The 17047-nt window shown below is 36.5% G+C and carries 12 protein-coding genes; 1 reads left to right on the top strand and 11 read right to left on the bottom strand.

All coding sequences use genetic code 11. The annotated features are described in order from the left end of the window. Positions 1-4: 4 nt before the first annotated feature. Positions 5-2521 carry a serine/threonine-protein kinase gene (locus R3F25_05200; GenBank protein ID MEZ5496211.1) on the bottom strand — a complete coding sequence of 839 codons (2517 nt, stop codon included), beginning with the start codon at positions 2519-2521 and terminating at the stop codon, positions 5-7. A gap of 180 nt (positions 2522-2701) precedes the next feature. Between R3F25_05200 and R3F25_05195 the strand changes: the two genes are divergently transcribed. Continuing rightward, positions 2702-3796, top strand: coding sequence for a hypothetical protein (locus tag R3F25_05195; protein MEZ5496210.1), 1095 nt, complete (start codon positions 2702-2704; stop codon positions 3794-3796). Between the two features lie 9 nt (positions 3797-3805). On the opposite strand, the gene metH is transcribed toward R3F25_05195, so the two are convergent. From metH to pilW, 10 genes are all read right to left on the bottom strand, one after another. Beyond that, on the bottom strand, positions 3806-7450 hold the full coding sequence (gene metH / locus R3F25_05190; GenBank protein ID MEZ5496209.1) for a methionine synthase: 3645 nt from the start codon (positions 7448-7450) through the stop codon (positions 3806-3808). Then, a complete protein-coding gene (locus R3F25_05185; GenBank protein MEZ5496208.1) occupies positions 7450-8367 on the bottom strand; it encodes a metalloregulator ArsR/SmtB family transcription factor in 918 nt (305 codons plus the stop codon). Before R3F25_05185 ends, metH begins: the two co-directional genes overlap by 1 nt. 89 nt (positions 8368-8456) lie before the next feature. Then, positions 8457-9629, bottom strand: a complete 1173-nt coding sequence (locus R3F25_05180; GenBank protein ID MEZ5496207.1) for an FAD-dependent monooxygenase — start codon at positions 9627-9629, stop codon at positions 8457-8459. After that, complete coding sequence (gene ubiH, locus R3F25_05175; protein MEZ5496206.1) at positions 9626-10855, bottom strand: 2-octaprenyl-6-methoxyphenyl hydroxylase; 1230 nt, start codon at positions 10853-10855, stop codon at positions 9626-9628. The genes R3F25_05180 and ubiH overlap by 4 nt, the downstream gene beginning before the upstream one ends. Next, positions 10830-12299 (bottom strand): amidophosphoribosyltransferase, encoded by a 1470-nt coding sequence (gene purF / locus R3F25_05170; GenBank protein ID MEZ5496205.1) that lies wholly within the window; start codon positions 12297-12299, stop codon positions 10830-10832. The genes ubiH and purF overlap by 26 nt, the downstream gene beginning before the upstream one ends. Beyond that, positions 12299-12937 (bottom strand): CvpA family protein, encoded by a 639-nt coding sequence (locus R3F25_05165; protein MEZ5496204.1) that lies wholly within the window; start codon positions 12935-12937, stop codon positions 12299-12301. Before R3F25_05165 ends, purF begins: the two co-directional genes overlap by 1 nt. Beyond that, on the bottom strand, positions 12934-13914 hold the full coding sequence (locus R3F25_05160) for an SPOR domain-containing protein (protein MEZ5496203.1): 981 nt from the start codon (positions 13912-13914) through the stop codon (positions 12934-12936). The genes R3F25_05165 and R3F25_05160 overlap by 4 nt, the downstream gene beginning before the upstream one ends. After that, positions 13914-15212, bottom strand: coding sequence for a histidine--tRNA ligase (hisS, locus tag R3F25_05155; GenBank protein MEZ5496202.1), 1299 nt, complete (start codon positions 15210-15212; stop codon positions 13914-13916). The genes R3F25_05160 and hisS overlap by 1 nt, the downstream gene beginning before the upstream one ends. A gap of 109 nt (positions 15213-15321) precedes the next feature. Continuing rightward, the gene (locus R3F25_05150) at positions 15322-16248 is read right to left on the bottom strand and encodes a DUF4115 domain-containing protein (protein ID MEZ5496201.1); all 927 of its coding nucleotides are present in this window, start codon (positions 16246-16248) and stop codon (positions 15322-15324) included. An 8-nt stretch (positions 16249-16256) separates the two neighbouring features. Next, positions 16257-17045 carry a type IV pilus biogenesis/stability protein PilW gene (gene pilW, locus R3F25_05145; GenBank protein MEZ5496200.1) on the bottom strand — a complete coding sequence of 263 codons (789 nt, stop codon included), beginning with the start codon at positions 17043-17045 and terminating at the stop codon, positions 16257-16259. Positions 17046-17047 lie beyond the last annotated feature (2 nt).

The following is a 17047-nucleotide window of genomic DNA, read 5'->3' as shown; positions in this document are numbered from 1 at the left end:
TATTCTATTCTGATTGGGCTAACTGTTCCAGCCTTTTTTTAGCTTTAATGCTTCGTTGGTGATTCTCACCAAAAGACTCAACTATCTTATCGTGGCTTTTTTGTAATAGAGGCTTAGCAGCTTTAAACTCTTTCAGCTTCATCAACAACTCACCGTAGTTACCAATAAATATAGCATAATAAATATGTTCTTTACCCAAATATTCTTCAATATTTTCCAATAATTCTGCAAATATTTGTTTAGATTCGTCCAACTTTTCTTCTTTCATAAGAAGCATTGCCAAGTTGTTTTGCAAACTAAAGAGCTCCGGTCCTTTGACAATGCCATTTTCACTATATTGTTTTAACGTGGTCCGATAAAGTTGTTCTGCTTCACTCAATTGTCCCATATCCTCCAGCAAATAGGCACGCATATTTTTAACATCGAGTGTCCTTGGGTGCAATTCACCGATATGTTGCTCCAGGTCTGCTAATAGTTGTTTTGAATATTCATCCGCTAACTCAAATTGTTCGGATGTCACTAATACAGATAATAAATTGGCTTTAGAAACCATTGTACTCAGATGATATTCACCCAATATTTCGCTCTTCCCTTCAATCACTTTACGAAACATCTCTTCTGCTCTTTGAGTGTTTCCCATACGAACTTCGACAGTTGCCAAATTATTACGAATGATTAAAGTTTGCATGTGATGCTCACCATAAAACTCTATATGACTTATTAAGTTCTTCTCATAGAGTTCTTTCGATTTTTTATAGTTACCTAATTTGTCAAATAACAAAGCATAACTATTCTGAGCAAAAAGCCGAGAAATATGATTAAGAGGAAAATCTTCAGAAACAGGTGCCTGAGTGATTTCTTCCAATAATACTTGTGCACGATCAACATCGCCTGCTTGAAGATAAGTATTTGCCAGAGCAACTTGGGCTTGATGTTTATCAACAGGATAATTTTCAGATTCCTTAATTAATTGGTTTAATAGCTCAATATTTTCATTCGTATTGTTTAATGCTAGATTTATTTTTCCCTCGATAAAGTTAACTGCATAATAGAAGTCATGATAGTTCTGCACTTCTTTTAACTCAGGAAGTAAGTTTCTTACTTTTTCTAATTGTTTAAGAGCTGACTCAGTTTGATTTAAACCAGCATACACACCAGCAATAGTCGTACGAATTCTTGCTTCAACTTCAGTTTCACCTTGAAGTTGGTATTCCAAACTTCTTTCAGCATTATCGATTAATTGCAGAACAGTTAACTCTTCTCCATAGACATTCTCCGGGTCCGCGGAGGAAAATATCTCATTAATAAAATCAACTGTTCTTTGATTGGTCAGTGCATTGGTTTCGGCGATTTTTCGAGCTTGTTGCTCCTTAACCGCAAATGAAATGGCAAAAACCAACCCAGAAATCAAACCAAGAATTGCCAATATTGTTCCGGTAAATAATGCTCGATGCTTTCTTGCTAAGTGGCGGAGTGTGTACCATAAGGTATAATTGCTTTTAACAGAAATTGGTTCATCATTTAGCCAATTCAGCAAATCCCGTTTAAATTCATTGGCTGATTGGTAACGATTATCTGCTTTTTTCTCAATGGAGTGATGAACGATGGTTGCCAGTTCTGAATCAACAGAGTTGTTTGCTGCAGTAATCTTTGTTGGTAAATCTTCGATAATTTTACTGATTGCAGAAAATATCTGGTTGGCATCAATTTTAAATGGCAATGAACCTGAAAGAAGCTGATAAAGTACAACACCCAACGAGTAAACATCGGCACGTGTATCGAGAGTATCCAGTCCGCTGACTTGTTCCGGACTCATATACGCCAAGGTTCCAACGATTTGACCTGTTTTTGTTAATTGAGTGAGTTGTTGTGTACTGTTTTCTGTCGCTGTTGCAATTCCGAAATCCAGTAATTTGACTTGTTGATCTTTGGTTACAAGAATATTATCCGGCTTTATATCACGATGAACAATTCCTCTGTTATGTGCATATTGAATAGCATCCAGAATTTGAATAAAAAGTTTTACTTTTTGCTGACTTGTTAAGGTATGATTTTGACAGTAATAAAATATATTTTCCCCTTCGACATATTCCATCACAATGTAAGGCAATTCACTGTTTTCAATCACACCGGTCTGATAAACTTGTGCAATATTTTTATGAGTTAACGATGACAACAACCGAGACTCATGATGAAAGCGATGCATTTGATCTTCGCTAAGAAGTTGTAATGGAATTTTTATAGCAAAAGACTCTCCAGTTTGATTTTCAGTTGCTAAAAAAACTTTGCCGTTCGCCCCCATTCCAATAACTTTTTGAATTTGAAAACCGTTGATTTCTGGAACATTCTTCGAGCTTTGATATTTCTTGGCATCATCATGAGAAAATGCATTTAGCCACTCTATTTTGTCAGGAAAATCGTTCTTGAATTTTTCAATCAAGGATTTCTTTTCCGATGACTTTTGAATTTCTTCAAGCCTTCGTGCGATTTCTTCTGATAAGTTGTTTGTGCCTTTATTCATGCAGAAATATTAGCACACAAACTCGCTGCACTCAATTTCAGAATAGTTAACTTTGTATTTCATTTATGAATTAAAATTTATCCTACTAAGCAACTATCCTTTTGTGTTATTTTTATTATAAATTTGCAGATAGGTTTCAATTTTTGTAAGATTCCACCTGTTTTTTAATATGGTACAACAATGAAATTACTGTTGATTATTATCACTACTTTATCTAGTTTTCATGTTTTTGCAGATGATTCAATCGTAGAACTAAATAGCGAGAATCTGATGTATGTTGCATTAAAAAACAACCCTGAAAGACTTGAAAAACACATTAATTATATTGTCAATTCAAAATATATTATTGATTCCGAAGATAAAAAGAAAATGCTTCTAGAAAAGACAAAGTCTGAATTAGAAGCTAAGCTACTTGAGTTTAATGAGATTCAAAAATTTAGAATTTCAGATACAATTACTCTGAAGACAAATAAATCACTTGATAAAATTTCGGTTAATAGTTTTTTTGATAATCCATACCACGCAGTTTTTAGAGATCATAGCCCACATCCATTTTATCCGGACTATTTTTTATTGTTAATTGCTAATTATCATGCAATTAATTCTTTAGACATTAACGGGTCACTTTTATCAGACTTGATAAAATCAGAAAAAAAGAAATATTTTGTAGAAATAATTCTCACAATTTCAGATTTTCAACACAACAAATCATTTCAAACAGTCATTCAGAAAATTAATATATATTCTGATAAGTCAAAATCGAAACTTCTTTTTTCAAAGAATGAATCAGCAAACCATGAAGAAACAATTAAAAATTGGTTTTTTGCAGATGGTGTCTCTAACCCGTATGTAGGGATTCACGCTTTCTCTGTTTTCGGTTATCGATTACAGGATATGGCAAAAATTAGTTTTGTATACAATCAAAATTGTAAAGATGGTGGAAATGTTTCAAGCCATCAAGTCTATGTATGCGCTTCGAATTATAGTGACAATGTAAATCTTGAGGCCATTTTTATAGGTGGAAGACTTGGTATATTCAGGATTCTTGCTTCACCGGCATTGACTGAATTTGAAAAAGAAGATGTTGCAAAAAAATTATCACAAGATTTAAACACTCCACTCTCGTTTTCAGATTTAGCAGTGAAAAAATGGAATAAATATCGTGTCGATTTCAAATTCAATCCAAATCTTGATTTTAAAGTCTCTGAAATATTTTCCATGATTCCATATGGAACAAAGGATATATTAGCTAAAGAAATAGAAAGTTCTTTATGATTTTTTATTTCAGCTCTCCAAATTAGGCTCTAGAATTTTTTTGGCTTTCTCCAAGTCAATATTTTTTCTGGTGACATAGTCATTTAATTGCTCTTCATCAATGTTACCCAAAACGAAGTATTGGGATTGTGGATGAGCATAATAAAAACCACTGACTGATGCTGCCGGATACATGGTGTATCCTTCAGTTAATTGAATTCCTGTGTTTTTCTCCACTTCAAGAAGCTCAAAAATCAACTCTTTTTGCGTGTGATCAGGACAAGCGGGATAACCGGGAGCTGGTCTGATTCCCTGATAGTCTTCATTGATTAATTGTTCATTTGAAATTTCATTTTCGGTCGTGTACTTCCAATAATCAGTACGAACCAGTTGATGCAAATGCTCTGCAAAGGCTTCTGCTAACCGGTCTGCAAGTGCTTTCAGCATAATTGATGAATAGTCATCGTGAAATTTTTCAAACTCCTTAATTTTCCTTTCAATTCCGATACCGGTTGTAACCGCAAACATTCCCAAATAATCTTGAAAACCACTTTCTTGAGGGGCAATAAAATCACTTAAACACAGGTTTTTTCCGCCTTTTTGTTTTTGTTGACGTAAATTGATTAAGCGATGATTATTATTCTCAAAATTTATTAAAACGTCGTCTTCTTCGCTGTTTGCGGGAAAAATTCCAAATACCGCATTTGCTGTTAGCCATTTCTCAGCAATTATTTTTTGCAACATTCTTTGAGCATCATGAAACAATTCAGTCGCGGTTTTTCCAACGATTTCATCTTCCAAAACTGCCGGAAATTTACCATGAATATCCCAGGTTTGGAAAAACGGAGTCCAATCAATGTATTTTGAAATTTCCATCAAAGAATAATCTGTGAGTTTTTTAATACCGATAAATTCAGACTGAACAGGAGGTTGTTCCTGCCAGTTGATATTGAGCTTATTATCTCTGGCTTGATTTAAACTCAGCAGTTGTCTTCGACTTGATTGATTCTTCCTTCTTTCTCTGATTTCTACGTATTGTTGTTTTGTTTCTGTAGAAAACTCAATACGGTTTTTATCTGAACCTGTCAGTTTTTGCGCAACTCCAACTGCACGAGATGCATCTTTAACCCAAATGGTATCAGCAGAATATTTAGGTTCGATTTTCAATGCCGTGTGAGTTCGGGATGTGGTTGCTCCTCCAATCAAAAGCGGAATTTTTAATCCCCGTTTTTCCATCTCTTCAGCGACATTGCACATTTCATCCAAAGATGGTGTAATCAATCCGCTTAATCCAATGATATCCGCATTATGCTCGACGGCAGCATCAATAATCTTATTTGCCGGAACCATTACGCCTAAATCAATGATTTGATAATTGTTACACCCTAAAACAACACCAACAATATTTTTTCCTATGTCGTGCACATCGCCCTTTACAGTCGCCATAATGATGGTGCCGTTATTTTTTTGTGTGCCCTTTTGAGCTTCGATATAAGGCAACAACCATGCCACCGCTTGTTTCATCACCCGAGCGGATTTAACCACTTGTGGCAGAAACATTTTACCGCTTCCGAATAAATCGCCGACAGTGTTCATGCCATCCATTAACGGACCTTCAATAACATCCAGCGGGTTTTGTAGTTTTTCAAATGCTGATTGTGAGTCAGATTCGATAAATTCAGTAATTCCATGAACCAAAGCATGAGATAATCTTTTTTCAACATCGAGTTCCCGCCAGGTATTATCTTCTTGCTTTTGTTGTTTTCCCTGAATTTTATCTGCTATTTCCATGAGACGCTCGGTCGCATCTTCTCTTCTGTTGAATAATAAATCTTCGATGCGGACTTTGACTTCCTCTTCGATTTCATCATAAACCGTTAACATTCCGGGATTGACAATTCCCATATCCATACCGGCTTGAATAGCATGATAAAGAAAAACCGAATGTATCGCTTCACGCAAAGGATTATTACCACGAAACGCAAATGAAATGTTAGAAACACCACCAGAAACATGGCACAAAGGCATCTCTTTTTTAATAATTCGAGTGGCTTCTATAAAGTCAATTCCATAATTGTTATGCTCGGCAATTCCGGTGCCAATAGCAAAAATATTTGGATCAAAAATAATGTCTTCGGGTGCAAAACCAACCTGTTTGACCAATATATCAAAACTTCTGCGACAGATTTCGACTTTACGAACTTTGCTTTCTGCCTGACCCTGTTCATCAAATGCCATGATTATCACGGCCGCACCATATTTTTGAATGGTTTTTGCTTGTTTAATGAATATTTCTTCGCCTTCTTTGAGCGAGATAGAATTTACAATTCCTTTACCCTGACAATGTCTTAAACCGGCTTCAAGAACTTCCCATTTGGAAGAATCAAACATCACCGGTACACGAGCAATCTCAGGCTCTGTAGCAATAATATTCAAAAACTCAATCATCACTTCTTTGGAGTCTATCAACCCTTCATCCATGTTAATGTCGATAATCTGTGCTCCATTTTGCACTTGCTGTAACGCCACTTCGGTCGCTTTTATATAGTTCTGTTCCTTAATCAAGCGTTTAAACATGAGCGAACCGGTGACATTGGTTCGTTCACCGACATTGATAAAATTCAATTCTTTACTCAGATTTAATGCTTCCAATCCTGATAATCTGGTTAATGAAGGAATTTTGGGAATCGTACGAGGTTTCAAATTTGAAAGTTTTTCAGAGAAAACCTGAATATGTTTTGGTGTTGTTCCGCAACATCCTCCAACAATATTCACAAACCCTGATTTTGCCATTTCAGCTAAAATTTCTGACATTTCCTCAGGTGTTTCGTCATACTCGCCAAGTTCATTGGGTAATCCCGCGTTAGGATGAACACTGACAAAGCATTCACATATTTTTGATAACTCACGTACATAAGGAATCAAATCCCTTGCTCCTAACGCACAATTCAAACCTATGGTTAATGGCTTTATATGTCGAACGGAATTATAAAACGCTTCTGTTGTCTGACCTGACAGAGTGCGTCCGCTGGCATCGACAATTGTTCCTGAAATCATGATTGGAATATCCTCATTCCGTTGTTCCATAACTTCAGAAAGTGCATAAATTGCCGCTTTGCAATTTAAAGTATCGAATACAGTCTCAACCATTAAAATATCAGCACCGCCATCAAGCAAACCATTGGCAGCCTCAATATAGTTATCTACCAATTCCTGAAAAGTGACGTTTCTATAACCCGGTCGATTGATATCGGGAGAAATCGAAGCCGTTCGGTTAGTTGGACCGATGCTGCCAACCACAAATCGAGGTTTACTCTCAGTCGAAAATTGCTCACAACACTTTTTGGCTAACTTTGCGGACTGAAAATTAATTTCATAAGCCCAAGACTCCATTCCATAATCAGCCTGAGCAATTTGCGTGGCGTTAAATGTGTTAGTTTCGATTAAATCGGAACCGGCTTGCAGATTCTTTAAATGGATTTCCTCAATAATTTGCGGCTGTGTGATAGATAATAAATCATTATTTCCTTTTAAATTATTTTCATGATTACGAAATTGTTCGCCCCGATAATCAGATTCGCTCAACTTGTAAGATTGAATCATCGTTCCCATTGCGGAATCCAGCAATAGAATTCTTTGTTGTAATAGTGAGATTAGTTTTTGTTTTGTTGTCATTATTTTTCAGCTTCGAGCGTAATTACTTCAAAATGTGGTTTCTTGCTTTCGATGGAAGTGACTTTGGCTTTAATGTTTTTTAATCCCGCAGCTTCAACCCATTTAGTTAATTGTTTAATTGTAAAACCATTATTAACATGACCAAAATCCTTAACAATTTCAGTGTGCGGATGTTTTTTTAAAGTTGAAATCAGAATTTTTCCATTTGGCTTCAAAGATTTAGATGCTTGATCGATGGCTTCCTGAGCATTTTCTGAATAGGTTAAAACATGCAACAAGAACACAGTATCGAATGATTGGGTTAAACCTAAGGCATGCATGTCAGCAACTACATATTGAACATTTTCTGCATTCGATAAACGTCTTTGAGCCGCTTCGATAATAGTTTGGCTGCTATCAACACAGGTATAAGTTAAAGCTCTTTTATGAAGAAGTTCAGCTAAAACGCCATCACCTGAACCTATATCAAGCACATCACCAAGTTCCAAAAGATAACTGAGAGCTCGGGTTGTAGCTTCCCAGCTTCGACCCGGAGAATATTGTCTTTCCATATCGCCGGCAACAGAGTCCACCCAGTTCTTACTTTTTGCTCTTTCTTCCAAAACTTTGGTTAGTCGTTGCTTATCTTCGATAACCAAGGAGTTTTGTTCTTCTTCATCGTTTAAGGACTTCAAAATATACTGATAATCGCTTTTTATCAATTGATGATTGATTCGATAATAGGTTGAAACACCATCTTTTCTGGCTAAAACAAACTTGAGTTCCTTTAATTTTGCTAAATGTGTGGATACACGAGGTTGTGCCAATTGCAATGTTGCAGACAATTCAGCGACAGTTAGTTCCGTCTGTTTTAGCAAAAGCAGCAAACGTATTCTGGTTTCATCTGCCAGAAGTTTAAATACAGAAACAATATTCATCCTTTTATCTTGATTTAAAGATATATGAATTGTATATCATTGATTCTTGCCGTCAAGGAAATAGTGAATTAAATGATTTATCTGAGATATTAACTGCCGGCTTGAGCCATAAACCATTTTTTTAGAGGAGATTGATTGATTAAGTTCATTCCTAAACTTCGTAATGGTTTTTTAATATGATTATCATCTTTGAACATATGATGCAAAAAACTCATCATTTCCGAAGTCTCTTTGACCTGAGAAATTCTTCTTCTTTGATATTTTCGTAAATTTTTATGCAAAAGCAAATCATCTTTAAGAACTGAACTATCCAGTAATTCAAACAATAATTGGACATCACCGATTCCCAGATTGACGCCCTGACCGGCTAATGGGTGAACTCCGTGAGCACTATCTCCGCAAAGAACAACGCGGTTATTGAAATATCGTTCAGCATAAAGTTGAGTTAATGGAAATGCTACTCTTGCGCTTTTTAAAGTTACTTTTGGTGCAATTTCATGATTCGATAAAGCATTGACAATTCCCTGTTCAAAAGTTTGTTCATCACAAGATAGCCAATAATCAACCTTATCTTTAGGCAAACTCCAGACTATTGAGAACAAATTATCACCCATCGGAAGCACACCGATTGGACCACCTTCGTTGAAAGCCTGAAAAGCCGTGAATTCAGGAGCATCTTTAATACTTAGATAGGCGACCAGACCGAACTGATGATAATCATTTTCAGTCGTCTTAATATTTACAAACTCTCTGACTTTTGATTTTCTTCCTTCAGCCGAAATCAATGCCCTGCTCTTGAATTCATGACCATCAGTTAATTGAACGCGAACCTGTGAACCTGTATTTTCTAACGAATCAATGGAATGACCTGTTATAATTTCACAAGTTGGATAACTATCAAGCGACTTCCAGGCAGCCTGAACCAAATTATTATTCTCTAACAAATACCCTAAACAACTCTGCGAAGAAAAATCGGCATCAAAATTGATGTGTGCCTGACTTCTGGTGTCCCAAACCTGCATGTGTGAATACGGAGCAATCCGATTTGAATAAAGATTTTGAAAAATTCCCAACTTCTTTAGATATTCGATATTCTGCCAGGAAACTGCAGAAACTCTTAAATCCATATCTGAGTTTTCTGTAAGGAAGGGACTTTTATTCGATTCAATCAATAATACCGATAAACCGGATTGACAGGCAGCGACAGCGGATATAGAACCAACCATACCACCACCGGAAATTATCAAATCAAATTTCTTCATGATTGCCTCAGTAATTTGGGAGTTAAACCACGATAGCCGGATGCTCGCTTGAAAAGCTCCATTTTTGCGACATTGGATTGTTGTAAGGAAAATAATCCCAAAGATCGAATTTTATTAATTACCGGCTCATCCAGTTTAAACCATTCCATCAGATCATCAGTGTATTGCATGGTTTGAGTTTGATCTGTATCGACACTTTGTTGATATTTTTCCAATACTTGTACACTACCAATATCATTATTTTTTTCAATCGCCAATTCCATAACGTCCACCAGATTTGCAATATCTCTGACCGCTAAATTTAAACCTTGAGCTGAAACCGGGCTGACACCATGAGCGGCGTTACCCATCAAAACAACCCGATTGGAAGTTTGCTGTGGCACTTTGACAAAATACAAGGGATAACAACTTCTTTTGCCAACTTTCAAAAAGCGACCTAAACGATAACCAAATTGAGTTTGTGCCCTTTTTAAAAACTCTGAATCGGAAAGTGACATGATTTCATCAGCTTCGGAACTTTTAACCGACCAAACAAAGCCACAACGATTATTCATGAAAGGTAATAATGCTGTCGGTCCTTCTTTGGTTAATCGTTCATAGGCACAATGATTGTGTTTGAGTTCGGGAGTGATGTTGCAAATAATGGCTGTCCTTTCATAGGATTTAACTTCAGTCGGTAAATTAAGTGTTTTACGAATTCCCGATTGAATACCATCAGCAGCAATCATCAATGTGCTTTTATCTGTAAATTCCTCAGATTCGAATTGATACTTTATTTCAATAGAATCATCTAAGTTGTTGAATTCCAAAAATTTTGCCGGGCAAATCAGATTAATACTTTGATTATCAATGACTTTTTGGTAAAGCGACATTCCTAGTTTTTTTGCTTCGACAATAAACGCCAATTCATCAATTTCAAAGTCAGAAGCATCAAATTTTACAACACCAAAATGTCCTTTATTTGAAACATGAACCTGTTTAATTGGTGTGATATCATCAAGAAGATTTTCCCAGATTCCTAAATTTTGCCAAAACCGAATGGATGCCTGATTGACCACTAATGTCCGATCATCATAACTTGGATGTGAGTTGTGACTGTTTTCTGTATGTTCTATAAGATTGATTGTTAAACCGAGTTTTGACAAAGTTAAGGCACATGCCATACCTACCAGTCCACCACCAACGATGGTGACGTCGAAATTACGATGCTTTTCTTTTGGCTTCATCACTACGAATTTTTTCCAGTCTTTCAAAATAGTCATCATCGACTTGTGTGATGTATTCATTGGAAAAACAGGATGTATCAAAGTTTTTCACATATTTGCTATCATTCGAACAAGCAGCAACCAAATCATCTAAAGATTGGTAAATGACTTTGTCTGCTCCCAAGATTTCCGTTACTTCTTCTTCAGTTCGATTGAAGGCGACTAATTCTTTAGGAGCTGGCATATCAATTCCATAAATATTAGGATAGCGAACCGGAGGAGCTGCCGAGGCAAAATAAACTTTTTTTGCCCCTGCTTCCCTTGCCATTTGAATGATTTGAGTTGAGGTGGTTCCGCGAACGATTGAATCATCAATCAAGAGAACATTTTTACCTTTGAACTCTAATTCAATGGCATTTAGTTTGCGACGAACGGATTTCACTCTTTCAGCTTGTCCGGGCATGATAAAAGTTCTGCCGATATAACGGTTCTTCACAAAACCTTCACGAAACTTAACACCCAAACGATAAGCCAGAGGAATAGCACTCGTCCTAGAAGTATCAGGAATTGGAATCACCACATCAATATCATGATCCGGCATCTCTCGCAAAATTTTATCTGCCAGATGCTCACCCATGCGCAAACGAGCTTTATGGACAGAAATATTATCCATAATGGAGTCTTCACGGGCAAAATAAACAAATTCAAAGATACAAGGCGTGTGCTGTTTTTTCTCAGCACATTGCTGACGGTATAAAGTTCCATCAAGTCCTAGCAATACCGCTTCACCCGGCTGGACATCATCTATAAGTTTATAACCATGCAAATCCAAAGCCACACTTTCGGATGCAAGAATGTATTCATCTTGGCCATTGATTGTTTTTTTGCCCAAAACCAAAGGTCTGATACCATTTGGATCACGAAAACCAATCACTCCATGCCCGGGAACCATAGCCACAACAGCATAGCCTCCGACGCAGCGTTTATTTAAATTGGTAATGGCTTTAAAAACCATATCCGCTTTTAATTCAATTTCATGATTTTTCTGTAATTCATGTGCTAATACATTCAGCAGGACTTCGGAATCTGAACCGGTATTGATGTGTCTTCGATCTTCCTCAAACAGTTCCCGTCTGAGTTTTTCGGTATTAACTAAATTACCATTGTGAGCAAGAACAATCCCGTATGGTGAGTTGACATAAAAAGGTTGGGCTTCCAAGCGATTATCGCCACCCGCTGTCGGATAACGAGTGTGACCAATGCCCATATTTCCATGAAGCTTTTTTACATTTTCAGCATTAAAGACATCTCTGACCAAGCCATTATCCTTGACCAATGCGATTCTGCGATTCTCACAGGTTGCTATCCCTGCTGCATCCTGTCCCCGATGCTGTAATACTGTCAGACATTCATAAATTGTAGAAGCCACATCACTTTGACTAACAACACCAACCACTCCACACATCAGTTGGAACCTCCTTCTGTTTGGTCATTAGTCTCTGCTTCATTATCGGATAAACTTTGCATTAATTGATCCAGTTGTTTGCTTGATTCCACATTTTCCGCAGCCTTTTTAAGCATTTCTGATGTTTGCTCCACAACTTTATTATTTTCGATAAATGAAAAATACTTTGAAAAACTCTCCGGCATTCTTACTCTTGCCCATTCGGCAATCTTTCCTGCGTAGGGTACCAGTTTTGAGTTTTGCCACCAAGGATCTTCAGAAAGTGGTGTGGCTCTGACGAAGAAAGCAATCACAATGATAATAACAACCCCTCTTAACAAACCAAAGAACATTCCAAAAAAACGATCCGTACCGCTCAGACCGGTAGATTTAATCAGTTTTCCTAGAATAAAGTTAATGATGCTTCCTAAAAATAATGCAGCAATTAAAATAGCTACAAATGCAATCAAATGCCTGGCTGAAGGAAGCTCAATGTAAGATTCCAGATATTTAGCTCCGACATCAACATAATGATACGCTAACCAAAAAGCAACAACCCAAATTAATAACGATAAGACTTCCTTAGTTAATCCCCTGAAAATACTAATGATTACAGAAATTGCAAGGATTCCGATAAACACATAATCTAGCCAATTCATTTGCTAATTACCTTTTGTTTTTCATGAGGTTTTACAAGCCCTTTTAATTTTAGTTTATCAAGCAATTGTTTTTCAGCGTCTTTGGCTTCATCTCTGGTCGCGTAAGGACCAACTCTTACCCGATATTGATTATTGCCTGAAGCTATAATTTCATCCACAAAACATAAAAATCCCGATTTTCTTATCTCATCACGTTGAGCCAACGAGTTCTTTTTATTGCTATAAATACCAATCTGTACAATCCAGCCGGTATCAAGCAACGAGTTAAATGCTTCTTCATCAAGATTTTCTATAACTGGTTTTCCAATATTTAACTTGAGTGCGACAATCTTTTGACTGAGTTTTTCAGCTTCACTCGATGAATCCAACATCTCAGAATAAACCTTATACACTTCCTTATCCAAGTCCTTTACTACAACTGCGCTATATCCTTTATTCAGTAATTTAGCCTTTAATTGCTGGGCGTTTTTTTGTTGAGAAAACACACCATATTGCAAGCGACAACCAAATTCCGAGCCGGATGAATTCGCACTCACTATATCCGGCTGAGTTTCAGTGATTTCAGGCTTTTTCTCAATTTTTGTGATTGGTTTCTCGTCTTTACTCTCAGTTTTATTTGCCTGGTTTGATTCTGGCTTGTTCTGATTTTCCGGCTTTTTATCATTCAAAGAATTATCTACAACGTCAATAATTTGCTCTTCTTTTTTTACCACCGGTTTAATTTCTGATGCTGTCTCCTGAGTTGTGTTTGAATCTGGAGTTTGTGAATTTATTTCAGCACTTTGTGTATCCTGATTATTTACAGGTTCTATCGCTATGGATTTGTGTTTAAGGTCACTTGGCTGATCCGGAATTTTGATAGAAAGAGTCTGGTTTTGATTTACTTTTGAATCATCAAATAGCATCGGCACAAAGATAACCGCCAATGCAATGATGACTGAGGCACCAATGAGTCTTTGTTTTAATTCAGTTTCCATTAACTTTCTCTTAAGTTGGCATTCGTTTTCATAAACTCAACAAAGTTATTGTATTGTAATTCTTGTTGCCCTAAATCTTTATTTTTCAATGACTTGACAGTAATAAAATCATTCTTTATTTCATTTTCTCCCAATATGATAGCAAAGTCTGCATTCAGTTTATCTGCTTTTTTAAACTGAGACTTAAAACTTCCACCACTTTGATTCACAAATAAATTAATTCCTGGCAAACTCTCTCTGATTTTTTCAGAGAATTGACTTGCTAAGGCAGAGTCAATGGCATTATCAACAATTAACACAGCATCTACAGAACTATGTTGTTGCCATAAATTTAAATCTTTAATCAACTCAACAATTCGATCCAGACCCATTGCAAAACCGACAGCCGGTGTTGGTTTACCGCCTTGCCTTTCTACCAGAGAATCATATCTGCCTCCGGCACAAATCGTTCCTTGAGCCCCTAAATCATCGGTTATCCATTCAAACACCGTTTTGCAATAATAGTCTAAACCCCTGACTAACTTGGGATTTTCAATATACGGTATTCTGCATTGATCGAGGATTGATTTTACTTTTGTAAAGTGCTCAATTGATTCGTTATCCAAATATTCCGTCAGTAACGGAGCATTTTCAATGACGGTACGCATGGCCGGATTTTTTGAATCTAAAATCCTTAATGGATTGGTTTCAAGACGTCTTTTTGCATCTTCATCGAGAATCTCGATATGTTCTTTAAAATAAGAAATCAACACTTCACGATATTGACTTCTTGAAGAATCTGTACCTAATGAGTTTATCTCTAGTCGAACATTTGGCAAACCAAGTTCTTTCCATAGTCTTGAAGACATCAGCAACAATTCAGCATCAGCTTCGGGATTTTCCATGTTAAATATCTCAGCACCGACTTGAGTGAACTGTCGGTTTCGACCTTTTTGTGGTCTTTCATAACGAAACATCGGGCCGTTATACCATAGTTTTTGAGTGAGTCCTCGATTACATAAATCGTTTTGAATCACGGCTCTAACACAACCGGCAGTTCCTTCCGGTCTCAAGGTCAAAGATGTTCCGGAACGATCCGGAAAACTAAACATTTCACGCTCAACAACATCAGTCACTTCACCAATGGCTGTTTGAAATAATCTGGTTTCCTCAACAAGTGGCAGCCTGATTTCTGAAAAGTTATAAGAGGTGAAAACTCTGGAAATTGTCGATTCCAGTTTTTGCCAAATCCAAACATCTGCGGGGAGCACGTCATACATCCCTCGGATTCGTTTAATTTGTTTCGTGTTTTTACTCAATTGAAATTCCCGAGTCCATTATTTGGGGTATTTTAAAACACTCCCATGATATTTGTACTATTTTGGGAGAAATAGTTAAATTTTGTTTTTAAAGTTTTACAGCTCAGATTTAACCATCTACCGGCCAGTTAAAATCGGCAATATTCTTTCTTGAGTATTTCGATAAATCAATTTCTTCACCGTTGATAACAACCCTGACATTATCTTTGTTACCAATTCTAAAGTGAACTTTTTCATCAGATTCCAGATTTACAAAACCCGGATTTAACAAATCATTATGCAATTTGTTTCCATTTAAATGTTCAACTTTAACCCAGCTGGTTTCAGTAGCTATCACTTGAATTTGATACTTTGCAGTGAGTGTATCATTCACTTCTGATAAATTCTGGATAGCTTCTTCATCGCCACCTAATGATAAAACTTCATCTTTTGACGGAATCGCCAAGCTATCAGGCGATGAGGCTGTACTTGTTTCAGATTCGTTATTTTGCGCTTGCTGGCTGTTAACTGATTCAGAAGGAATTAATGAGGAATAATGATAATTATCTGAATTAGCTGTATCTGTATTTTCGTTTTCAGGTTTATTAGCCGGAGGAGTGATTTCCAATGTTTTATTGTCGGCTATTTGTATCGACTCTTCATTTTTTTTGGAAACAGGATAATTTTTTAATAAAAACCAACCACTAAAACAAATAGCGACGAATATAAATGTTCCGATAGCATAACTGGCGAAATTTTTAGAATGACGTTTAAATTTAACGCTTTTCGCTACATTAGACTTGGTATTAATCAGTGGAACTTCCATTTCTTTACGAGGTAACAAACCTATGAGTTTTTCAGCATCTACTTCTAGCAAGTCAGCATAGTTTTTTAAGTAGCCACGAACATAAGTGTACGCACCAAGTGATGCAAATTCGCTACTTTCCAGTTTTTCTATAGCGCTGGTTGTCAGCTTCAATTTCGCTGCCACCTGGCTAATGCTGAGATTCTTCGCTTCCCGAAGTTGTCTCAAATTATTTTCGTTTTCTGCCTGCATTTTTATCCTCAGTTTATTATTTTTAGAAAATCAGATTTGGGGAATTTTTTCTGTAATTTGGTCAAGTAATTCGCAGCTAGTTTAGTATTTCCAAGTCCGTTTTCAATTTTATATCCAGATATCAGCATTTCTTCGGAAGCAGGAATGACCTGCTCTAATCTTTGCAAGAAAGCTCTTGATTTCATATATTCCTGTTTGTTCAAACTAATTTTAAGCAAGTAATACAATGAATTAGGTTGTGTTTTGTTTTCCTGCAGAGCCATTCTGAAGTATTTTTCGGCTTGTTCTTCATTCTTTGCACGGTAGGAACAAACACCCGCATTTTCATAAGCGGCTGCCGGTGTTTTGTATTGCGAGTTTTTTACAACTTCAAGATACTTGTCAACTGCCTCCTGATATTTACCTCTTTGACAAAGAAAATTAGCATAATTATTTATAATATCAGGACTTCCATTATTGTATTTTATCGAAAGTTTATAGTGTTTTTCTGCACTGTCAAAAAGACCTTTACGATCATAAACCGTTGCTAACATTGAATGCGCTAATGAAAATTTGGGATTTATCAATACAGCCCGTTTAAATTTCTCGAGAGCAATATCGAGATCACCGGGTTTGCCTCTTTGTAAATAACCAACACCCAAATCAACGTTAATTTTTTCTGCTGATGTTGAGTCAACCTGTTTGACTGCTTCTGTTCGACTGTTTTCAGTCGTTTTTCTGGTGGAAGGTTTCCCGCATCCAATAATCAAAACTGACAAAATCGAAATTAATAAAAGTTTTGAATATTGTTTTTTCATAG

The organism is Gammaproteobacteria bacterium, from assembly GCA_041395445.1.
Lineage (GTDB): Bacteria > Pseudomonadota > Gammaproteobacteria > Xanthomonadales > Marinicellaceae > NORP309.
Note: the sequence above shows the minus strand (reverse complement) of the source record. Positions and strands in the feature narration are given on the sequence as shown.